Annotated in this window: 16 protein-coding genes, 1 pseudogene and 1 riboswitch; of the genes and pseudogenes, 12 read left to right on the top strand and 5 right to left on the bottom strand. The window is 57.9% G+C overall.

The window, feature by feature from the left end; all coding sequences use genetic code 11:
* Nucleotides 1-615: 615 nt before the first annotated feature.
* Nucleotides 616-678: riboswitch (Fluoride riboswitch) on the bottom strand.
* Nucleotides 679-1077: 399 nt separating this feature from the next.
* Nucleotides 1078-1413, top strand: a complete 336-nt coding sequence (locus AC0X69_RS00990) for a hypothetical protein (protein ID WP_482610430.1) — start codon at nt 1078-1080, stop codon at nt 1411-1413.
* A 221-nt stretch (nt 1414-1634) separates the two neighbouring features.
* On the opposite strand, the gene AC0X69_RS00985 is transcribed toward AC0X69_RS00990, so the two are convergent.
* On the bottom strand, nt 1635-2117 hold the full coding sequence (locus tag AC0X69_RS00985) for an ABC transporter permease (protein ID WP_482610429.1): 483 nt from the start codon (nt 2115-2117) through the stop codon (nt 1635-1637).
* A 454-nt stretch (nt 2118-2571) separates the two neighbouring features.
* On the opposite strand from AC0X69_RS00985, the gene AC0X69_RS00980 reads away from it, so the two are divergent.
* The 5 genes from AC0X69_RS00980 to AC0X69_RS00960 all read left to right on the top strand — a co-directional run bounded on the left by AC0X69_RS00980 (nt 2572) and on the right by AC0X69_RS00960 (nt 7042).
* Entirely contained in the window at nt 2572-3078 is a 507-nt protein-coding gene (locus tag AC0X69_RS00980) for a helix-turn-helix domain-containing protein (RefSeq protein WP_482610427.1), read from the top strand.
* Nucleotides 3079-4006: 928 nt separating this feature from the next.
* Complete coding sequence (locus tag AC0X69_RS00975; RefSeq protein ID WP_428406465.1) at nt 4007-4201, top strand: hypothetical protein; 195 nt, start codon at nt 4007-4009, stop codon at nt 4199-4201.
* A 780-nt stretch (nt 4202-4981) separates the two neighbouring features.
* Nucleotides 4982-5521: a c-type cytochrome gene (locus AC0X69_RS00970; protein WP_482610425.1), complete on the top strand. Its 540-nt coding sequence runs from the start codon at nt 4982-4984 to the stop codon at nt 5519-5521.
* Nucleotides 5522-5662: 141 nt separating this feature from the next.
* On the top strand, nt 5663-6712 hold the full coding sequence (locus AC0X69_RS00965; RefSeq protein WP_482610423.1) for a Vgb family protein: 1050 nt from the start codon (nt 5663-5665) through the stop codon (nt 6710-6712).
* 33 nt (nt 6713-6745) lie between these two features.
* Entirely contained in the window at nt 6746-7042 is a 297-nt protein-coding gene (locus tag AC0X69_RS00960) for a GYD domain-containing protein (RefSeq protein WP_482610421.1), read from the top strand.
* 163 nt (nt 7043-7205) lie between these two features.
* Here AC0X69_RS00960 and AC0X69_RS00955 read toward each other — a convergent pair whose 3' ends face one another.
* Both AC0X69_RS00955 and AC0X69_RS00950 read right to left on the bottom strand, forming a co-directional pair.
* Complete coding sequence (locus AC0X69_RS00955; RefSeq protein ID WP_482610419.1) at nt 7206-8324, bottom strand: PrnB family protein; 1119 nt, start codon at nt 8322-8324, stop codon at nt 7206-7208.
* Nucleotides 8325-8565: 241 nt separating this feature from the next.
* Nucleotides 8566-8865, bottom strand: coding sequence for a putative quinol monooxygenase (locus AC0X69_RS00950; protein WP_175095965.1), 300 nt, complete (start codon nt 8863-8865; stop codon nt 8566-8568).
* Nucleotides 8866-10109: 1244 nt separating this feature from the next.
* Between AC0X69_RS00950 and AC0X69_RS00945 the strand changes: the two genes are divergently transcribed.
* A complete protein-coding gene (locus AC0X69_RS00945; RefSeq protein ID WP_482610418.1) occupies nt 10110-10583 on the top strand; it encodes an NUDIX hydrolase in 474 nt (157 codons plus the stop codon).
* 45 nt (nt 10584-10628) lie between these two features.
* Here the strand turns inward: AC0X69_RS00945 and AC0X69_RS00940 are convergent, their stop codons facing one another.
* Nucleotides 10629-12644 carry an aconitate hydratase gene (locus AC0X69_RS00940; protein WP_482610416.1) on the bottom strand — a complete coding sequence of 672 codons (2016 nt, stop codon included), beginning with the start codon at nt 12642-12644 and terminating at the stop codon, nt 10629-10631.
* Nucleotides 12645-12844: 200 nt separating this feature from the next.
* On the opposite strand from AC0X69_RS00940, the gene AC0X69_RS00935 reads away from it, so the two are divergent.
* Nucleotides 12845-14035: an NADH-quinone oxidoreductase subunit D gene (locus tag AC0X69_RS00935; RefSeq protein WP_482610415.1), complete on the top strand. Its 1191-nt coding sequence runs from the start codon at nt 12845-12847 to the stop codon at nt 14033-14035.
* A 100-nt stretch (nt 14036-14135) separates the two neighbouring features.
* Complete coding sequence (locus tag AC0X69_RS00930) at nt 14136-15512, top strand: APC family permease (RefSeq protein ID WP_482610413.1); 1377 nt, start codon at nt 14136-14138, stop codon at nt 15510-15512.
* Nucleotides 15513-15972: 460 nt separating this feature from the next.
* Here AC0X69_RS00930 and AC0X69_RS00925 read toward each other — a convergent pair whose 3' ends face one another.
* Entirely contained in the window at nt 15973-17370 is a 1398-nt protein-coding gene (locus tag AC0X69_RS00925; protein WP_482610411.1) for a cytochrome B6, read from the bottom strand.
* Nucleotides 17371-17763: 393 nt separating this feature from the next.
* On the opposite strand from AC0X69_RS00925, the gene AC0X69_RS00920 reads away from it, so the two are divergent.
* The 3 genes and pseudogenes from AC0X69_RS00920 to AC0X69_RS00910 all read left to right on the top strand — a co-directional run bounded on the left by AC0X69_RS00920 (nt 17764) and on the right by AC0X69_RS00910 (nt 20747).
* A complete protein-coding gene (locus AC0X69_RS00920; RefSeq protein ID WP_482610409.1) occupies nt 17764-18729 on the top strand; it encodes a complex I NDUFA9 subunit family protein in 966 nt (321 codons plus the stop codon).
* 356 nt (nt 18730-19085) lie between these two features.
* Nucleotides 19086-19244, top strand: a pseudogene (locus AC0X69_RS00915) (IS481 family transposase); the annotation flags it as partial.
* 423 nt (nt 19245-19667) lie between these two features.
* Nucleotides 19668-20747, top strand: a complete 1080-nt coding sequence (locus tag AC0X69_RS00910) for a two-component system sensor histidine kinase NtrB (RefSeq protein ID WP_482610408.1) — start codon at nt 19668-19670, stop codon at nt 20745-20747.
* The last annotated feature ends 40 nt before the right edge of the window (nt 20748-20787 follow it).

The following is a 20787-nucleotide window of genomic DNA, read 5'->3' as shown; positions in this document are numbered from 1 at the left end:
CTCCTCCTGCATTGCGCCAATACTCGGTAACCATCAGGAGCTCCCACTTCGTTCGGGCGTCGCCAAGCGAATGCACGCGCTGACCTCCACGTCAAAGCTGTAGAGCTCGCCACGCTAGCCGTAACGCTCCGTCGTGCGCTCCGCACCGTTGCTCTCTCAGCGAAGCGGACCAACGCTGGCAATTGGGAGATCGACAACAAACTCGATTTCGCCAATAACCTTTGATCGAGAGAGCCGCAGCATAAACGCGCCTCGCTTACAGCGCGCATTTCGTTTGAGGACAGGGACCAACGATCGGCTCTAGACTGCATGCGAAAGAGAAGATGGCATCGGCGATCGTGACGCGGATGCACTGATCGCCAAGGCGACCAGAAAACCAACGCGCGACAAAATCGTCGATCGAAATGCTTCTTGAGGCGTTGTCGGCAACCGTTGGAAAGGCGAAGAAGGTTGCTCTCTACAACTGCCGAAGAGAGGGGCGGAAAGCGCCAGCGAGCACGGTGGTCGATTACGAGCGCCGTCATGCGCGGACCTTTCGCAGGCGCGCTTTGCAGCAGATTCGAGTTGGTAAACAGAGAGATAAGGGCTGATTCAATGCAGACTCCTGGCGTGCATGCGCAAGCAGGAGTCATCAGCCCCGAGGGCGGTTATAAGGCGAACTCCATCGCCCAAGGTTATGTTTTCAAATCTTGACGGGCTTTGTCAACTGGCGGCAGTCCACCCACTCCACTGCTGGCGCACTCCGCGCGACCGACGTGGCGATCATCGGAACGTCGCGGTCATACGCTTCCGGGATGGCATCGGCCGATCGGCGGAAGGGGATATTCGCCACCAAAAATCGACCGGGACGACATGGAAGCTATGCGCGCGCATCTTGCTGGGACCATGCTGGAAAATTCGTGTCGGCGCTCACATTAAATAAAACAATTCATTAAACTTGATTGATGTGCGACTGAAAATCAGGTGAGCGGTGAGCGTTGCGATGGCGCCCCCCAGGAAGCTGCCGAGTCCCCATCGTCATAACCGGCCGGGCCATGCAAGCATGAACACAGGCGATTCGAAATCGGGGCTGCAAAAATGAATGCCAATCGATCGAGTGAACCACGTTTCAACATCGTCATCTGGAAGGGCGCGAAGCAACTGGGAACGTTACGAGATCGCGACGCCAGCCGGGCGCGCAGCAATTTCGGCGGCGTTGTGGCGCGCTATAAAAATTCCACAGACAATCACCGGGTCGAACTTTACGACGGAGCGGACCTGATCGAGGCCTGGTCGAGCGAGGACGGACACAAGGCTCCCTTCGCAGAGACGCCTGTCCCCGCCGGCGGAAAAATTCATCGCGAGGGCGAGTGCGTGGGGCGAGTCATTTCGGTCCCCTGTCAGCTTGTGCCATCACGTTCGGAGAAAGCGTGAGCTAGCGTGAGAAAGTCAGGCCACGGATTTTCTAAGGAACAGCGCTGAGCTGAAGCCGTTCGACATCAAGGTGTTGAACAGCGCGAAGTGATTTCAAACGTTGGCGACGATTTGCATGGCATGCCCGGCAAGTTCAACCGGCCGACTCGTCGCCCACGCAAAAAGAACGCCCCGCCGTTACATCCACGGTCGGGGGCGTTTCTTCGGCGGGACGCTCTAATTTACTCCGCCGCAATGCTCAATTTGACAGGAAGCTGAGTGCGGATCGCGTCCACGATTTTTTGCATGGCAACCTCGGCATCGTCCGCGCGGCGCGTCGATGCGGCCAATTCTGCCGTCTTGGTGGCAAGTTCCGATCGCAGGATCTCGAGATCTTTGTCCGACTGCTCGGCGGCGGCCATCATTTGCTCGACCTGAGCCTCAGCCAAGCGCAACATCTCTTCGGCGCGCTCGGCGCGGGTCTCGGCGTGCTCCAACTCTTCTTTCACCGCATTGGCGACATTGCGCGCGCGAGTTATCGCTTGAGCGGACTCCCGTTCAAGCTCTCTGATCGCCGCCGCCGCTTCCGACACAAGGCCCAGTGCGGCCGTGGCGCCATCGCCAACCTGGGCGGGCGGATGCGTCGACTCAGGGGACGACGTGGTTGAATCTCCGCTCCTCGGGATGATTTCGTCCGTTACCAACTCAAGATCGAGCGAGTCCATTGACGCCTCCAGCCGTTGCACGAGGCCGCTTGGTTGCGCACCTTTCATACTCGTCGCATTCTGGCGAAGAATCTGGCCAAATATCGGCCTAAACAACGGAAGAGGCTGAGAAATGCGGCGCGATAAGTAAGAAACGCCCCGGTCGTACATCCGGGCTCGGGGCGTTCGTGCGACGGCGGATGGTGCTTAGAGCCGCCTACTGTTGCGAGCGTGCTCAAGCAATTCGGCGATAGGAAGGCCGCGATAGCTGGCTCAGAGTTGTCGCCGCAAATCCTCGGACATTAGCCGTTCGGCGAGGTCGAGGTGGCCGGCGTGATCTTCTCCAATGACGACGAGCCCTGCGTGAAGTTGAGGAAAGTTGAAAAGCCTGGGAACGGAAGCTAGCCGTGGGCGAGTGGCGTCGCGACGGTGATGGGGCAAAGGCTTGGGGTTAGATTGAGGAGAGACAGGATCAATGACCCCCACACAATCTCGCACCGCTCGCAGCCTTTTAGGAATCACGCAAGAAGAATTGGCCGAAATGGCGGGCTTGCGCGTGTCGATGATTGAAGATTTTGAGGGTGAGCGTCGAAAGCTTTCCGCTGGAGCGGTGGCGTCTATCGAAGTCGCTCTCGAAGCCGCCGGGGTAATTTTCATTGGTGGGCCTCGGGCTGAAACAGGACGCAGACAAATGACGCGGATTATTGAACACCGCAGCGCTCTGCCGAACGGCCCCGTGGTGGAGGTCCATGTTCGCCGAGATGCGACTACCGATCCCGCCGTGTTCGCCTACGTCAACGTCAATGTGTTTGGCCAGAACCCAGATCCCACCGCCTTCCCTGAGCGCCTGCCTCCCACCGACGCCTTCCTCCAAGCGCTCGCATATGCCGAACGCGCCGGTATCACGGTTGTGTGGGTTGATGATCCAGGCGGTCATTACCCTCCGGAAAAGCGCCCCGTCCGGGATGTAAGCCAACCATAGTCAGCTTTGCGTCGGCGTCGAGTTCATCGAAGAGAACGGCGATAAGCGGGGCGTGCGGCTGAGGAAGGGGCGCGGGAAACGATGAGACCGAGCAGGTGTGGGTCGTCATCGTTAACAACGATCCTAGTAAACGAGACGCAGAGTATGCTTTTGATTATCGATGGCCCACGACTTAAAGCGCCCTAAAAAACTCTGCCCCCAATAAGATAGGGCCTTCGACGGGTGCGATTCCAGCTTCAACATTTTCAAGTTTTCACGGACCAACTTTTAGAGAGCGAATTATGAACCAGGCAGAGGGAACCTTCGAGCCATCCGCCAGTGTGTAAGTTTGGCTCTCGATAAAATCGCCATCAGAAATCGTTTTCGCACGAACCAACGTTAATACGACATCTACGGGAACGCTAACGTCACTCGCGCCGCACCACCACGCTTATCCCGGTTCCGGCGCGTTGCGTTGAATGACGGAATGCCGATGCTCGTCTGAGGTCCGCTTCTCGCGGTTGGCGTCGGCAATGCGGACCATCCGCAGTTGGCCACAATGCGACGATTCAAGAGCGTTCGGAATGGCGGCCCGATACCGCCCGTGGCCGACCTTACGAGCGGGCCCTCCTCGCACATCCTGGAGAGATAACACCGCGGAATACCGTCTTCCGTGAGATCGCGGGTCCGCACCTCGCCCCCTTCTCGCGCCAGAGCAACGGCGCGATCCCGGAGCGATGGGCGGACCGCCGGCCAGGCATAGCGCTTCTGCGCGATCCCGGTCGCGTTTGCGAATCTTCGGCGACTGTGGCGCATCCCGGCAGAGGGTGATAGCAATTCATATTTCTCAGTTGTCGACGCAGTGGAGCCATTAAATTCAAGTAGTTGCGTTGGTTTCGGTCGGCGAGTTTCTCGAGGACAACATCGGCGAAATTTCGTGGGGAGCGACATGGCGAACAAGACGCTGGCCGATTACGCGCAGGAAAAACTGAAAGAGGCGAGCAGGAATTTGGGTTTGGCGGCGATCGACTTTTCAATCCCCGACGAGCAGCTCATAGAAATGCGCGATACCGTCCGCCGGCAAGCCGCCGAGGCTCAGCGCCTACAAAAGAAAAAGGGACTCCTCGGCTTCTTGGGGCTCTAACGGCCTCGCAACGGCCTATCCCTGTCGCCCTGCCCCGCCCCCCTCCCGCACTGCGCGATTTCCGGGCAAGCGCGTAGCCCGGCGCTTGGTTGATGAATGTAAGATCGAGAATTGCATGTTCGCCGTTCCCTCCGTTACACGTTCGACCGAGATAAACAGCTTGTCTGCGGACCGTTCGTCAAAAAGCTCCAGATCCCGACGTGCTTCGAGTTGGTTCGGTCCCTTTTCCAGCGGCTGCCCTGTAACAGTGACGGCCATGATTTCGCTATTCGCCCCGCAACGACGTTCGCCTCGCGCTTTCCTTCCACCCTGTCTGACGTCGAATTCATGACTTTCTTGAAATAGACGCGCCACAAGCTCGACGAATGATCTCGATCTGGTCACGGCTCAGCATGTGACGGCCGCCGCCGTCCAGCGAACAATTTCGCCTCGTTCGCGACTACCGCAAAGCTGGACTGGTTTCGCCGGCGCGGCCGCTTCGCGATCGCGCTCTCGGGTTGCGCCGAGCCGAGGATGGAATCGTATTTCAGCGGCGTCATCTAACCCTCGACACTCTAAAAAAGAGGGAGGCCCCTATGCCTGGAACTGCGCGAGCCCGCGCCGTGGGCTTCAATCATGTCGCGCTGGAAGTAGGCGATATCGAAGCAGCACTGTCATTTCTATGCACGGATATTCGAGTTCTAGCTTCGCTATCAATCGCATCCTCGTAGATTCTGCGACTTCAGTCGCTAGATTTGTACGCTATGCCACTTGAAAAATGGCTGTCGGGGAAGGTACGCTATGAAGTTTCTCGCTGGTTTCGTGACAGCGTTCATCGTCAGCGCGGTCGGCGCTTTTCTCGTCATCGTCAGCGGCGTTTACGACGTCGCCGCAACCGCGCCTCACACGCCATTGGGGCGCGCCATTTTAAGTTGGACCATGCGTAATTCTGTGCGCGTCCATGCGGGAAACGAGTCGCCGGAAACCTGGAGCGAGGATCAGGCGAGAAAGGGATTTAAAGATTATGACGCCATGTGCGTCATTTGCCACAGCGCACCGGGGAAAGAGCGCAGTTACATTAGCAAAGGCCTGCGACCGGAGCCTCCGAATCTCGCCGAAGCTTCAGAGCGATGGAGCAGCGCAGAACTGTTTTGGATCATCAAGAATGGCGTCAAAATGACCGCAATGCCCGCATTCGGGCCTACGCATCAGGATGAGCAAATATGGAATATTGTGGCCTTCGTTCGGCGCCTGCCTCGACTGTCCGCCGAGCAATTCCGGGCGATGGAGAGCGAGATCAGAAAATCCTCAGAGAATGAGCAAGATCGCCATCACCAATAAGTGGCGGGGAAAGCCGACTCGAAGAAAGACGAAATCGCAAGTCGAAGCGAATTCAGCATAGGCGCTGTCGTAGTCCCGCAAGATTGAAAGGGGAACATTCGGCTCTAATTCTCGACAGGCCTCGAGAAGAAGAAGACGCTGATGTTCCGCAAAGAGCGAGTTTTGCTGACCCTCGCGGGCGCGATGAGCGTTGTTTCGCCGATTGGAAATAGCTCCCAAAGCGACGCTTCGATCGCAGGCGTCGTTGTTCGAGACATCCATGTAGCCTTTAAGGAATGGCGCGTGCCGACGCCTGGCTCGCACCCCCACGATCCTCTCGCAACGAGCGATGGAGCGATCTGGTACACCGGACAGATGGCCAACCTGCTCGGCCGTCTTGATCCTAAGACCGGGCAGTTTCGGGAATTCCGTCTGAAAACCACGAACTCGGGTCCGCACGGGCTCGTCTCCGACGCCAGCGGCAATATCTGGTTCACGGCGAGTTTCAAAGGTTACGTCGGCAAGCTCGATCCCACAACCGGCGACATACGAGAATTTCCGCTTCCCGATCCGAAGGCCCGCGACCCGCACACGCCGGTCTTTGATCAGAAGGGAACGTTGTGGTTCACCGTCATCGGCGGAAATATGATCGGGCGTCTCGCTCCAGCGACGGGCGAGATCAAGCTTGTATCGTCACCGACCGCAGATTCGCTTCCCTATGGCTTGGCGGTGAATTCCAAGGGCGCGCCGTTCTTCGCCGAATTCGGCTCGAACAGGATCGGACGTGTCGATCCAGAGACGATGCGGATCACGGAATTTGTCTTGCCAAATTCGCAGGCGAGGCCTCGGCGGATCGCGGTGACCAGCGACGATCTCATTTGGTATTCGGATTACCCTAGGGGCTACATCGGCAGATTGGACCCCGCGACCGGCAAGGTTGCCGAATGGCCGTCGCCTGGCGGCGGGGAATCCGGACCTTACGCGATTACGGCGGTCGACGATATCATCTGGTACGCCGAGTCGGCGGCTACGCCGAACATGCTGGTGCGATTCGATCCGAAAACCGAAACGTTCAAGAGGTGGCCCGTCCCTTCGGGCGGCGGCGTCATCCGCAATATGACACCGACGCCCGATGGCGGACTGGCGCTGGCCTGTAGCGGCGTCAACATGGTGGCGCTCGTCCGAATTACCGAGGAAGCGCCAGCACGATGACACTGATTTTGCCAATCAAGAGGAAATATCCCCATGTCGACGTTTATCATGTTGACGCGCCTCAGCCCCGAGGCCGTGCGATCGCCGCAGGCGCTCGAGCAATTGGAGCGTAAGGCGATGGAGCGTGTGCGCAAAGAATGCCCCGATGTCGAATGGGTCGGCAACTACGCCATTCTTGGGCCTTATGATTACCTGGACGTCTTCCGCGCAAAGGACATCGAGACGGCAAGCAAAGTTTCGATGTTGATCCGGACCTTTGGCCACGCCCAGACCGAAGTTTGGCCGGCGACCGAGTGGAACCGTTTCAAGGAAATCGTGCGGACGCTGTGAAAGCGCGCTGGACAGCATTGCCCAACAACGAGATGCTCGGAAAAGCCGCATCACATTCCGGTTCCAACAATTCGCTCCATGGGCAATCAAATCAGGCGAGCGTGCGCGGTGGCGCGTGATCAGATATCTACAAGACCATCTTGCCGTGCACGTGGCCCACTGCTCAAAGAGAGTGCGCCTCGGTTTCGTCCAGCATCTGTCGTAGCCACTGCATATAAGGAGTGCCGCCCGTTCCGCGCGGGTCATCAGTCCAACGATTGATATATTCCTGAGCCCAACTGTAATGGACCCGCCGGAAGGCCGCCATCGCCTCCAAGACAGCGTTGTAGGCCTCCTTATGCATGGAACTGCGGATATCGGGCATAGCCTCGACCTCCTCGATTAGCGCCCGATGCTTGGCTGGCATGTATCTGCGCATATCGACGAGATGATCCGTGAGTACGGACCGCTGGTGGGGAATTTTCATAAAGGCGACGAGCGTCGGCATGATGCTGCTTTGCGCGCCTGTCTCGCCGCGAAAATGCGCGGGGGGCTGGTCAGCGCCTTCGTAAGTCACATTCTCGAAAAAGCGGATGTAAGGCCGGAAGGTCTTGTAATAAAGCTTGGAATCCATGTGCTCAGGAATGCGTTTGAGCACCGCTACCTGTCGTCGCATGGCCTTTTCGATGCGCCAAAGGTCAGCGCTAAGATCAGCGGCATTATCATCCATCAGCCTGCGCTTGATCGTCGCGATCGCTCTTAGAATGTCTGCTGCTATAGCCTCGATCTCAACATGCACCAGGATGAACCAGTGCTCGTCGTACAAATGGACGAAGTTCTGGATCGTGTCGATGTTCCCGAGCGCGATCGGCCCATCCTTGCGCAAGCGTTTCCAATTGTACAGCGCATAGCCATCGTAACTGAGGATCGGCGGGCGTCTGAGCCGTTTCGCCGCGTTAGTAAGCGGTTCGGCAAGGTTGCGGGGAAGAGACGTAGCCGGCTCTTGACCGACTTGATTGACATAGGCAGAGGCCAGAAACCCGACCCGCACGTAATAAAGGCGAAGCTGCGGAAGAGTCATCTCCGAGATGGGTTCTTCCCACTTCGGAATGCGCAAGGCGCGTGCATAGATTCGGAATCCTTTGTCATAAAGGAGGCTGGTTAGATCGCGCCCAATTTCGTCGAGCGCGGCATAGGGCGAACCCGACGGAAATGCGGCGAGCGGATCGGTTTCGGGAAGAAACCCGCGTCGCGCATATGTCGGCTTCAGCAGCTCACTCTCTTGAATCGTGATCGTCGGCAACTGCTGAACCACTCCTGTTGACTTCGACGAGCGCCAACGTAGCGACCCCGCTGCATACGAGAGCTCTCGGGCGATCTCTAGGACTTCTGCGCATCCCCATTCCGCGCTAGGGCGACGCACGTCCGAGGCTGAACCGTACGCACGCTCTGTTCGTCGATGATGCGAAGCAAAAGACCTTCAGCTGTAATAAGCAAAGCCGCGAACTACCCACTCGGATGCAACGTGGGGGCGTTTTACGCGATCAGCCCAGCTTTGACGCCAGCACGTCAACTTTCTCAATTTTCGGCGGCTGTGAGAATAGCTCCGGCACCTTCGCCATGAGCGCTTTTGCGACCTCACCAGCAAGATGAGCGTCTCTGCCGGCTTCGTCATGGAAGACATCAAAGATGCCGAAGGTGCTGGACGACATTCGGATCGCGAACCACGACACCGTGCCCGGCTCTGCTTCCACGAGGGGCAGCGCCGATTTCAGGAATGTTGCAACCTCGTGCTCCTTGCCAATCTTCGCCTCCAGCGTCGCCAAGATGCCAAAATTTACCATTGCGACCTCCTTAAGAATGTCGGCCTCCGGGCCGTCAGTTTGCACCTTTCGAGGCATTTTGCACAACGAATTGATGGGGCCAGCGCGCGCAATTCGGACGGGAGGCGGATTGTTGCGCGCCATCGATGCGCCGCAGCAATGAATTGGCGATTGCGGCGTTCATTACGCTGTGTCCGGCGTCAGGGCCATTGAGACAGATTGGGCGGCCTCTCCTTGCGCTTGCGTGCAACGTGACGCGCGGCGTTGTAATCCTACCGCTGGCTGGACCCTATGGATTTCCGCCAAATATATTGACTCGGCTTCCATTATTCTTCGGCGTTCGTATTGGCCGATGGAGGAATGCGTGAAAAGAGCGAGCGCGCCGAGCATCGGGATGACAACGCCGCGGTCCAGAGTTGCGAAGTTGGCGTCGAGCATCCAAATTCGACACGGGCTGCTCGCAGCCGGCGCTGCGCTGGCGTATCTCGCGCTCGGACTCCCGCTGATCGCGTTGCCGCTCGGTCCGCGCGCCGCTCATATGCCTTCGCACATTCTGCTGATGAACGCCCTAGCGCCAGTCTTGGCCAGTGCGATCATCTCCCGTTTCGGCGACTGCGCGCCAGCTTCGGCTAGGGTCTTAATCGCCGCCACGGCCATCGCGGTCATCGGGATTCCTTTGTGGTCTGGACACTGAATTGCCTCACGTCGCAACGCCGGGGCGAACGCTTTCTATCGGTCCACGCTCACTTATTGTTAGAGGAATCCCAGTCCCGCGAAGCAGCAACGGTATGGTGAGCCCCTGCACGACGATTGAAAAGCCGACAACGGCGAAGGTCACAACCACGATCTCGTCACGCAAGGGAAGCGTCGATGGGAGCGAGAGCGCCAGAGCGAGACCAAGCGCGCCTTCCAGGCGCTGCAGTCAAAACTCAGGTAGCCTTCTGCGGTTTGGGCTTCCCGATTCGCTTCCGTCTCACCGCGGGCCAGGCGGCGACGCGCCGCAAGCCGCGCCACTGATGGATGGGCTCCCCGCAGAGGTCATCTGGCCGACGCGGCTGTAGCGCATAATGCCTGAAGGCGTTCAGAGCCCTGATTCCTGGCGGCGTGTCACTTCGCTGCTGCGGCCGTACGATGAAATTATCGGCAACATGGATTCCCGAGAGTGGCCCAGCAGTTAGGCCGCCCGAAGCGGCCACATGCGTGAAGGGGGCTCCTGCCAAACGTGTTCTCTTGGAGATTTGAAACAGGGGAGTACGAAGATTGAAATGACCAAGCGGAGCGCGGGGATTCTGTTGTTTCGCCATAATGATGGATCGGTGCAGGTTCTCCTGATCCATCCCGGCGGCCCTTACTGGCGGCGTAAGGACGAAGGCGCCTGGTCAATTCCGAAAGGACTCTTTGGCGAGGTTGAGGAGCCGCTGTCAGCCGCCAAGCGCGAATTTCTGGAGGAAACGGGCATGACGCCGCGAGGCGTCTTCATCGAACTCGGCGAGTTTCGCCAGCCGAGCGGCAAGCGTCTGACCGTATGGGCGCTCGAAGGAGATTTCGATCTGGCCTCCTTTAGAAGCAATACATTCCGAATGGAGTGGCCGCCGAAGTCTGATCGTTTCGAAGATTTCCCAGACCGCGCGGAATGGTTCGATGTCGGAAACGCTACGCGCAAAATCACTGAGGCTCAGCGACCGATCCTCGACGCCCTGTTGCGGCTTCTCAGTTCAACGCCATGCTCGCCGACGTAGCAGGGTAGCAGCAGCGGTTGGCCCGCGTGTTCCATAGATCTTCAGCTAGGCCGAGCGCCTCTCAGACGCCTCGTGCATATGGCCTAGGCGGCGTCGATGTGCAATCCCGCCGCCATCGATAATGACAGCGATTTCCTCAGGCGTCAGGTGATGGACCGTTTCGACATCTCCGTTGCCGCTCGTGAAGACTATGGACTCCCCATTCGTGAGTTTGTTGCGCAAGTTCTCGCAGTTCAACTTATCGCCAATTTGCAGGCGGTCATAAGCATCGTTGTGTGCGAAAAGGAGCGGGAGGATGCCGTAATTGATGAGATTTTGGCGGTGAATCCGCGCGAAACTCTTAGCAATCACCGCGCGCAGGCCAAGATAGCGCGGCGCCGCGGCGGCGTGTTCGCGCGATGATCCCTGACCATAATTCTCGCCGCCGATTACAACGTGCCCAAGCTCGGCGCCGAGCGCGCGGGCGCGACGTGAATAGTCCGGATCAATCGGTTCGAACGCGAAATCCGAGATCCGCACCAGATTTGAGCGGAAAGGCAGCACCTTGGCTCCTGCGGGAAGAATTTCGTCGGTTGATACGTCGTCGCCCATTTTCAACAAAATCTCCAACTCGACCTTGTCAGGGAGAGGATCAAAGTCCGGCAACGAATGAATATTGGCGCTCTTTTCCAAAAGAGCGCGCTTCGCTTCCGCTGGCGGCGGGGGCGGCTCAATCAGCGACAATTCGGACCTTGGCGCGGGCTCAACCATTTCCGGATAAGGAATGCCGATCTTGCGCGGGTCAGCGATGCAGCCCGCGAGGGCCGAAGCGGTTGCGGTTTCTGGTGAACAGAGAAAGACCGAATCTTCCTTCGTTCCGGACCGCCCCGGGAAATTGCGCGGCGTCGTGCGCAAGGAATTGCGGCCGATCGCCGGGGCCTGGCCCATGCCGATGCAGCCATTGCATCCCGTTTGATGAATGCGAGCGCCGGCGCCAAGGAGTGCTGCAAGTCGACGATCGTCGAGCAGCATCTGCAACACTTCTCGCGACGTTGGATTCACGTCGAAGGAAACAGTTGGCGGAATTGTCCTGCCTCGAACCATTTCGGCGCATATAGCGAAATCCCGCCAACCCGGATTAGCGGAAGAACCGATATAGGCTTGGGCAATCTCCCGGCCTTCAACCTCGGTGACGGAAACAACCTTGCCGGGGCTGGAAGGCAGCGCAATCAGCGGCTCGAGCGCCGACAGGTTGATGCTGTCGTGGACATCATATTCACAGCCTTCATCTGCCGCGAGGGCTCGCCATTGCGCTTCGCGCCCGCGCGCGGCCATGAACGCGCGCGTTGCTTCGTCGGAAGGAAAAATCGATGTCGTCGCGCCGAGTTCCGCGCCCATATTGGCGATAACGTGGCGGTCCATCGCGGTAAGGCCAGCAAGGCCGCTTCCATAATACTCAATTATTTTTCCCACGCCGCCAGCGACGCCGTGACGACGCAGCATTTCGAGTATGACGTCCTTGGCGCTCACCCAGGCCGGTAGGGCGCCATTGAGCTCGACGCCGAATATCGCGGGCGTCTCAGTCACATAGGGCTCTCCCGCCATGGCCAGCGCTACATCGAGGCCGCCAGCGCCAATCGCCAGCATGCCAAGCGAACCGGCCGCCGGCGTATGGCTATCGGAGCCGAGCAGGGATTTCCCTGGCTGACCGAAACGCTCCATATGCACGACGTGGCTGATGCCGTTGCCGGGCCGCGAATACCAAAGCCCAAATCGTCGGCAGGCGCTTTCCAGGAAGAGGTGATCTTCAGCGTTGAGATTGTCGACTTGTAGCAGATTGTGATCGACATATTGGACGCTGACCTCCGTTTTCACGCAATCAAGGCGCATCGCCTCAAGCGAAAGCATGGCGAGCGTGCCCGTGGCATCTTGCGTAAGGGTCTGGTCGATGTGCAATGCGAGCGGTGCGCCGATTTCCTCGCCGCCGTCGATACGGTGCAGATCGATCAGTTTCTTGGCGAGCGAACTTCTTTTCGATGACTTTAAAGCCGAAGCCTTGGCCACGGACGTTCCCCCGAACATTCGTCAGAGCCCCCAGATAGAGCGCGGTGCCGATCAAGACAGCGCAGCAGATAGGCAGAAAGCACCAAATTGTTCTTTGGGCGATCTAAGCACGCAGGCCGTGCGCGACAGCGGATTCAGTTTCTTCTACCGGATCGGCGTAATTGACGTGGAACACGCGCCTCTAAGCAGCGTTCCTCCCCAGAAATTCAGAGGCAGCCATGTTCCTTACTTCGGGACGCGACTTCACCGTGAACTTCGGGCCCGCGCACCCAGCGGCGCATGGCGTATTGCGGCTCATACTCGAGCTGGACGGAGAAGTGGTGACGCGGGTCGATCCACATGTCGGCTTTCTGCATCGGGGAACCGAAAAGCTGATCGAGAACAAGACCTACTTACAAGCGCTGCCCTATTTCGATCGATTGGACTATGTCGCGCCGATGAATCAAGAGCACGCCTTTTGTCTCGCTGCCGAAAGACTGCTCGGGCTCGAGCTTCCGAGACGAGCGCAACTCATTCGCGTGCTCTTTTGTGAGATCGGTCGGCTTCTTTCTCATATGCTGAATATTACCACGCAAGCTTCAGACATCGGCGCACTCACTCCCAATTTGTGGGGTTTCGAAGAGCGTGAGAAATTGATGGTGTTCTATGAGCGCGCCTCAGGGGCGCGCATGCACGCCAATTATTTCCGCATTGGCGGCGTGCATCAGGATCTTCCCGGCAAGCTTCTTGATGACATTTATGCCTTCTGTGATCCATTCTTGAAGGTCTGCGACGATCTCGAAGGTTTGCTTACTGATAATCGCATCTTTAAGCAGCGCAATGTCGATATCGGCGTCGTGACCCTCGATGACGCATGGCGCTTGGGCTTTTCCGGCGTGTTCGTCAGGAGCTGCGGTGCAGCGTGGGATCTGCGCAAGGCGCAACCTTACGAATGCTATCCTGAATTCGATTTCGGCATTCCAACCGGCAAACATGGTGATTGTTACGACCGCTACTGCGTGCGAATGGAGGAAATGCGACAGTCGACCCACATCATGAAGCAATGCCTCGACAAACTCGCCTCGAGCGCGGGCGGCGGGCCAATCGCAGTGAATGATCATAAAGTTACACCGCCGAAGCGCTCCGAAATGAAGCGCTCGATGGAGGCGATGATCGAGCAGTTCAAGCTCTATACGGAAGGATTTCATGTGCCCGCTGGCGAGGTTTACGCAGCAGTTGAGGCGCCGAAAGGAGAGTTTGGCGTCTATCTTATCTCCGACGGCTCAAACAAGCCATACAGGTGCAAGATCCGCGCGCCCTCCTTCGCGCATCTCGCCGCCGCGGATTATTTGATGCGCGATCACATGCTGGCGGATGTGTCCGCCATCGTCGGCTCGCTCGATATTGTTTTTGGTGAAATCGACAGGTGAGACCAGCGATGACAAACAACATTTGCACGCTCAGCCACGGTGCCCAACATGCGGTCGTTAGTCGACGATTGTCTCAAGCCTTAGATGCTGATTAATCATTATGTTGAATGAACCTAGTCGGCGCTCGCGCGCGATCCAGCCGACGCTAAAACCGGCGATCGGTCCAAAGTTGCTGTTCTTCTTCGTTATCGGCGACGTCGTCGGCACCGGCATATATGCGCTCATGGGCAGCGTGGCCGAGCAGATCGGCGGCGCGCTGTGGCTGGCGTTCCTAGCGGCGTTCGCAGTCGCGTTCCTGACCGCGTTCAGCTATCTCGAATTGGTCGGCAAATATCCCCGCGCTGCCGGCGCAGCGCTATACGTCCAGCGGGCGTTTCATATTCCTTTCCTCACCTTCTTGGTCGCTTTTGCCGTGATGAGTTCAGGCATTACGTCAGCTGCGGCGGCGGCCCGCGCTTTCGGCGCTTATCTCCAGCCCTTTGTGCAATGGCCGGTCATGCCGGTGGCGGTCGGATTTCTCATTGCCCTAGGCCTGATCAACTTCCGAGGGGTGGCCGAATCGGTGAAGGTCAATATGGCGCTTACCGGCATCGAGGTTTCGGGCCTCTTGCTTGTCATTGCGATCGGCGGCTATGCGCTCGGAGCTGGCCAAGGCGAGCCGAGCCGGATCTTAGAGATTTATACCGGAGGCCAGAGCTTTCTGCTTTCGATCAGCGCGGCCACCTCGCTGGCTTTTTTCGCCATGGTCGGGTTCGAGGATTCGGTGAACATGGTCGAAGAATGCGAGGACGGAGCGCGGATCTTCCCGCGCTCATTGCTTTCCGGACTGGCCGCCGCAGCCGTGCTCTATGAGCTGGTCGCTCTCACCGCTTCGCTGCTGGTCCCTGCCGAAACGCTTTCGGCCGCGAAGTCAGATGCGCTGCTGAAGGTGGTCGCCATCGGCGCCCCTGCCTTCCCGCTAAAATTCTTCGCCGGCATCGGCTTGCTCGCCGTGATCAACTCGGCCCTGATCAACCTGCTAATGGCCAGCCGGCTACTCTACGGCATGGCCAATGAAGGCATTCTGCCCCCTATGTTCACCACTGTGCATCCGTCCCGGCGCACGCCTTGGGTCTCAATCTTGTTCACCGCCGCGCTTGCTGTGGCGTTGGTCGTCATCGTCGGCGAGGACGGAGTGAAGAAGCTTGGCGGCACCACAGCGCTGCTCCTTCTGTGCGTCTTCACCGGAGTTAATATTGCCTGTCTGGTGCTGCGCCAGGACAAGGTCGAACACGCGCATTTTCGCGCGCCTCCCGGGACGCCGCTCCTGGGCGCGCTCTTGTGCGGCTATCTCGCCCTCCCGGGGCTGTCCGGTCGGCCGGCGAGCGACTACGCGGTCGCGGTCGGTCTGCTGGGTGTCGGCATGGCGCTGTGGGAGGTGAATCGACGATGGATCAATCATAGCGCGATCAACGCCAAGACGATCAAAAAGAGCTGAGGGGCGACAAAAAGAGAGCAAAACTCTTGCACGCCCCAGGGACTACCGTTCCCGCCATGCACCCAAATTCCTTCCGCTCGCGTCCATTCCCTGGTGATGCGGTCATTCAAGCGCCGTTGCTAAATTCACCGGAGGGTCGACTCTGCAAGAGAGATGTCGGCAGCCCGAGGCGCTATCAACCACCGATATTGAAACCGCGCTTGGATTGCGTTGTTCAAGCCGACGCGCCACTCCTCGGAGCAGCGTCGCGCATCAGTCAATTTAGCGGCGCCGAAATGAATGAATCGGGATTCATGTAATTAACCGCAGTGTGACATTGCCGAAACAGCCCTCGAAGAATCACGCATGCGCGACTGAACCGCATCCCTTGATCCGCGCCCCATGCGAGGAAGCCAGTTGCTTCGCCGCATTGCTGGAGTTTCCGTCGCGAACCATTCGCCGGCTCGCGACGGGAAAGGCGTTAGAGCGCGCGGAGGAATTGCACCAAGTCTTGTTTCTCCGTCGCCGTCAGTTTGGTTCCGATGACCAGGTTGAAGAACTCGACAGTATCCTCAAGGGTCAAAAGCCGGCCGTCGTGGAAATAGGGTGGCGAGTCCTTTATGCCGCGCAACGGAAATGTCTTGATCGGTCCGTCGGCGGTGACCAGCATGCCGTTGATCATCTCGGGCTTGTAAAAGCGCTCCACCTGCAGATTGTGCATGGTGTTATCGGTGTAGAAGGGCGGCGCATGGCATGCCGAGCATTGCCCTTTGCCGAAGAAGATTTCCTGCCCGCGCAGTTCGGCCGGCGTCGCTTTCGCCGGATCGAGTTTCCCGAGGACGTCCAGCTTAGGCGCCGGCGGGACATCGAACAGCTCCTGCACTTCCGCCATGAAGTGGATCTGGCTGCCGCGCTCCAGGATGTTGACGCCTTTCTTCGTAGCGATGACCGGATCGCCGTCGAAATATGCGCCGCGTTGCTCGAATTCGGTGAAGTCCTCCACCGATTTCATGACGCGTTGCGAGCCGAAGAGCCGCTGGATGTTCACGCCTCGAAGCGTAGGCGTATCGATTCGATGACGATTGGCCTGCGGACGGACATCGCCGGCAAGATGCGTTCCGCCGTTGGTGTGGCCATTCGCATGGCAATCGAAGCAGGCAACGCCACGACTCGGTTTCTCCGAGCGGCGATCCTCGGTCTGGTTGAACTGCTGCTGCGCGAACGGCGTCAGCAATAGACGCAGGCCTTCGATCTGTTTCGGGTTCAAGATGCCGTTGAAAAGCTCGTAAAAGTTGTCGATGGTGACCAGCTTTCCATGGGAAACGTCGCCGAGATCCGGACGAGTCGTTAGAAAGATCGGCGGCGGAAATTCCGGCAGAAAGTGATCGGGAATGTCGAAATCCAGGTCGAAGCGGGTGAGGTCGCGCCCTTCCTGCTTAACGAGCTCGTTGATTTCGAACTTTGGAAAGAGCATTCCGCCTTCAGGATGGTTTGGATGCGGCAGCGGCAAGAATCCCTTAGGGAAGAGTTTTTTGTCGCGAATTTCCGCTGGACTCATCGACGCCAGCTGGTCCCAAGTCACGCCGGAGGGCAGCTTGATGCGAATGCCCTCCTGCAGGGGTTTGCTGCGCGACATCGTCGCGTCTTTGGCGGGCCGATTGCCGAGATCGTAACGCGCGTTGAGAAGATCGGCGTGCTTCTTCATGACGTCAGGTTTCGCCGCTTTCATTCGCGCCATGATCGATGCAAAGGATTCTTTGATGTCCACCGGCAAATAGCTGGTCGCTCCGCGCGGATCCTGTTGGGCGTAGGCGAGACTTAAGCCGCCGACGATGCTGGCCATCGCCAGCAATGCCCAAATCATTTTAGTCCGCTGCATGGCGAGCTCCTTTTGCTCGAACTCGACTGTCTGTGACGAAACCAACAAATCCTGAATGGCAGTTGGCCATCAATCTCCGCTGCCTCGGTTTGGCTCGCTGGACCAAACGCTTGCCCAGAAGCCGTTTGCCCGCCGCCGAACACGGGCTCAATTCATAATGCACATGTCTGCTTCCAGTTCCGCACTACGGAGAATCGGGCCAATCAACTACAGGGCAGCCATTCCGATTGTTATCGTGAATGCGTTTGCAAAAGTCATTTGTTCGTCTGAAACGAGACACGCGCCGTCGTGCCCCTATCTGATATCAGGACTGGGCTGCACCTCGAGCAGCCCCTTGTGTTCTCAAGCGACGCCTGCATTCATAATGCGAGGCTCATGATGAACGATAATCAAATGCGTAAAGGACTGGCGACAGTATTCGGTGGATCCGGCTTTATTGGACGACATGTCGTCCGGGCGCTGATTTGCGACGGCTGGCGCGTCCGAGTCGCATGCCGTCGGCCCGAACTCGCCGTCCAGCTGCAGTCGTTCGGCGAGCGGGGCCAAATCGAGCTAATTCAGACTAATTTACGCGATGCGCAAAAAATCGCCGCCGCGCTCGAGGGCGTCGACGCCGCAGTCAATCTCGTCGGAATCCTGACCGAAAGTGACGATCAGACATTCGCCGATATTCAGTCGCGGGGGGCGCGCGCCGTCGCCAAAGCAGTCAAAGAAGCAGGCATAACGCGCTTCGTTCACATATCGGCGATCGGCGCACGTAAGAACTCTCCTTCCGGTTACGCCCGCAGCAAGGCCGAGGGTGAGGCGGCGGTGCATGAACTCGTGCCGCAAGCCACTATCTTTCGGCCGTCGATCGTATTCGGTCCGGAGGACGATTTTTTCAACCGTTTCGCGGCCATGGCGCGCCTTATGCCGATCTTGCCTTTGGTCGGCGCAAGCACGCGAATCCAACCTGTTTTCGTGGACGACATCGCGCAGGCGATAGTTCTCGCCTTGGATGGAAAGGCGATGCCTGGAGCAACCTACGAACTGGGTGGACCCGAGGTGAAGACATTTCGCGAACTGGTTCAGTATGTCTGTGATGTTACGAGGCGCCGTCGCTATATCATCTCGCTCGGCTTCGAGACCGGGAAGCTCATGGCCGGTGTCACTCAACTCGCGAGCAAGCTGTCCTTTGGATTGTTCCCGAAATTATTGTCCATGACGACCGACCAGGTCGAATTGCTCCGCCGCGACAACATCGTCTCAGACGAAGCGAAAGCCGCCGAAACCACATTGGAAGGACTTGGAGTCGCGCCGCGGGCGATCGAGGCGGTCGTCCCCACCTACCTCGATCGCAATCTCAAGACCGGTCAGTGACGAGGGGAATTGTCGCGCATCTCCGGCGTCAGAGCCTTTGAGCCAGACTATGTGGGACCGATAAATTATGGAATGGCCCGCCCCTCCTACCGGCGTTGTAGTTTCGCCGGAGGCTCAACCGGAGGGAAGGATCATGAAGACGATGTCGGGAGCACCCGGTGCGCTGTGGCAAATGACGTACATGGCGTCATAGTCCTTAAATCCCTTTCTCGCCTGATCCTCGCTCCATGTTTCCGGCGACTCGTTCCCCGCATGGACGCGCACCGAACTACGCATGGTCCAATTCAAAATGACGCGCACCAAAGCCGTGCGAGGCCCGGTTGCGGCAACGTTGTAAACGCCGCTGACGATGACGATATCGTTTGATCGACGAACTGCAGGCCGATCTCGACGTTTGGGTGTGCGACTACAACGAACAGCGCCCGCATCAAGGCCGCTGGTGTTTCGGCAAAACGCCGATGCAAGCCTCTCTGGACGCCATGCCGAAGACGAAGGAGAAAATGATCGCCGCCTGACAAGGTTAGACATCAAAACCGACCGCTCAACCAGGCGCCGTCCGTCAGACCGAGTACCACCTAGTACACCTCATGTCGCACATTGACAGTGCAACGCGCGATCGCACTCGCGAATTGAACGATACGATCCGCAACACGAATACATCGCACGAGACGAATATCGCCCTGCCTCAGCCCGCGGGCGGACGCGCAGCGCGACGCTTACCGGAGCGTCGCGCCGCGAGCATTACGCACTCTCGCCATCTCGATCACTGTCGCGCACGAACAGCTCTAGAATTGGACGCACTATTTTCAACGTGTTAGAAGATCTCCGCCGAATTGCTCTGGCACCGCGAGACGATCGGCCTCGTCCAACAGACAAAGCGATACAGTTCGATGCTCCCGAGCCCCAGCTTGTCTAAGGCTCACTTACGCGAGCCTTTGTTGGCTGCGCTCGTGGACAACGCCTTGGACGGCATCATCACGATTGATGAAGCCGGAACGATCCTGTCATTCAATCCTGCAGCGGTCGCATTATTTGGATACAGCCCCGACGAAGTAATCGGACAAAATGTCCGCATGCTGATGCCCGAGCCATATCGCAGTCGGCATGATGACTACCTGAGCCATTATCTTCGCACCGGAGAAGCCAAGATTATTGGCATCGGTCGGCAGGTCGAGGGACAACGTCAAGACGGCTCGGTCTTTCCTATGGAGCTTGGAGTCGCCGCGGTCGAGGCCGAGGGCGAGCGGTACTTTGTCGGCTTCGTGCATGATTTAAGCGAGCGGCGCAGATTTGAAGCTCGAATGCATGATCTGCACGCGGACCGTCTCGATATTATTGAGAATATGACAGTTGGGCTCGCGCACGAACTCAAACAGCCCCTCTCGGGAATCAACGCCTATCTCCACATGGCGAGCAGGCTCCTTAGGAAGGGGGATTTAACAGAAATAGAGCAGGTCTTGGACAACGCCTCCAAGCAGGTATTCCGTGTTTCTGAAATAGTGGACAATCTGCGCCAATTTATCGCGCGGGGCGAAACGATCAAAACCGTTCATCATCTGAATGAAGTTGTCCGTACCGCCTGCGAATTCACCGATTCTATCGCAAAGGAGTGCGGCGTCGTGACAATGGTCAAACTGGATGCGGAAAAGGACTTGGTGCTCATCAATAGAGTCCAAATCCAGCAGGTCATCGTCAACCTGAAGCGCAATGCCATCGAAGCGATGGAACATTGCGAACGGCGCGAATTAGTCGTGTCCACGCGCGTGATAGACGGACATGAGATCCAGGTCGATGTTGTTGACACGGGCCGGGGCATTTCGGAAGCAATCAAAGCCAGATTGTTCGAACAATTTACAACCACGAAGCCACACGGTATGGGCGTTGGCCTGTCTATCTCGCGCTCTATTATCAATGCTCATCATGGGCGCTTGTGGGTTGCCCCCAATGCCGGTGGCGGCACGATCTTTAGCTTTGTATTGCCCTTGGCAGACCAACATCAAAAGCTCGCGGAAACCTGACAACTGTTTAAAAAAATGGACCGACAAGGCCGCGAGCCCA

It is taken from the genome of Methylocystis sp. Uni0008, from assembly GCF_056838045.1.
The sequence above is the reverse complement of the archived record's forward strand: the minus strand, read 5'-3'. Positions and strand labels throughout refer to the sequence as shown.

Excerpts from the sequence above, each read along its gene's own strand:
- AC0X69_RS00940 (WP_482610416.1), bottom strand. The coding sequence starts at position 12,644 with ATGTTCGGGGGAACGTCCGTGGCCAAGGCTTCGGCTTTAAAGTCATCG.
- AC0X69_RS00960 (WP_482610421.1), top strand. The coding sequence starts at position 6,746 with ATGTCGACGTTTATCATGTTGACGCGCCTCAGCCCCGAGGCCGTGCGA.
- AC0X69_RS00970 (WP_482610425.1), top strand. The coding sequence starts at position 4,982 with ATGAAGTTTCTCGCTGGTTTCGTGACAGCGTTCATCGTCAGCGCGGTC.
- AC0X69_RS00925 (WP_482610411.1), bottom strand. The coding sequence starts at position 17,370 with ATGCAGCGGACTAAAATGATTTGGGCATTGCTGGCGATGGCCAGCATC.
- AC0X69_RS00980 (WP_482610427.1), top strand. The coding sequence starts at position 2,572 with ATGACCCCCACACAATCTCGCACCGCTCGCAGCCTTTTAGGAATCACG.
- AC0X69_RS00920 (WP_482610409.1), top strand. The coding sequence starts at position 17,764 with ATGCGTAAAGGACTGGCGACAGTATTCGGTGGATCCGGCTTTATTGGA.
- AC0X69_RS00945 (WP_482610418.1), top strand. The coding sequence starts at position 10,110 with ATGACCAAGCGGAGCGCGGGGATTCTGTTGTTTCGCCATAATGATGGA.
- AC0X69_RS00990 (WP_482610430.1), top strand. The coding sequence starts at position 1,078 with ATGAATGCCAATCGATCGAGTGAACCACGTTTCAACATCGTCATCTGG.
- AC0X69_RS00935 (WP_482610415.1), top strand. The coding sequence starts at position 12,845 with ATGTTCCTTACTTCGGGACGCGACTTCACCGTGAACTTCGGGCCCGCG.
- AC0X69_RS00985 (WP_482610429.1), bottom strand. The coding sequence starts at position 2,117 with ATGGACTCGCTCGATCTTGAGTTGGTAACGGACGAAATCATCCCGAGG.
- AC0X69_RS00930 (WP_482610413.1), top strand. The coding sequence starts at position 14,136 with ATGTTGAATGAACCTAGTCGGCGCTCGCGCGCGATCCAGCCGACGCTA.
- AC0X69_RS00965 (WP_482610423.1), top strand. The coding sequence starts at position 5,663 with ATGTTCCGCAAAGAGCGAGTTTTGCTGACCCTCGCGGGCGCGATGAGC.
- AC0X69_RS00975 (WP_428406465.1), top strand. The coding sequence starts at position 4,007 with ATGGCGAACAAGACGCTGGCCGATTACGCGCAGGAAAAACTGAAAGAG.
- AC0X69_RS00950 (WP_175095965.1), bottom strand. The coding sequence starts at position 8,865 with ATGGTAAATTTTGGCATCTTGGCGACGCTGGAGGCGAAGATTGGCAAG.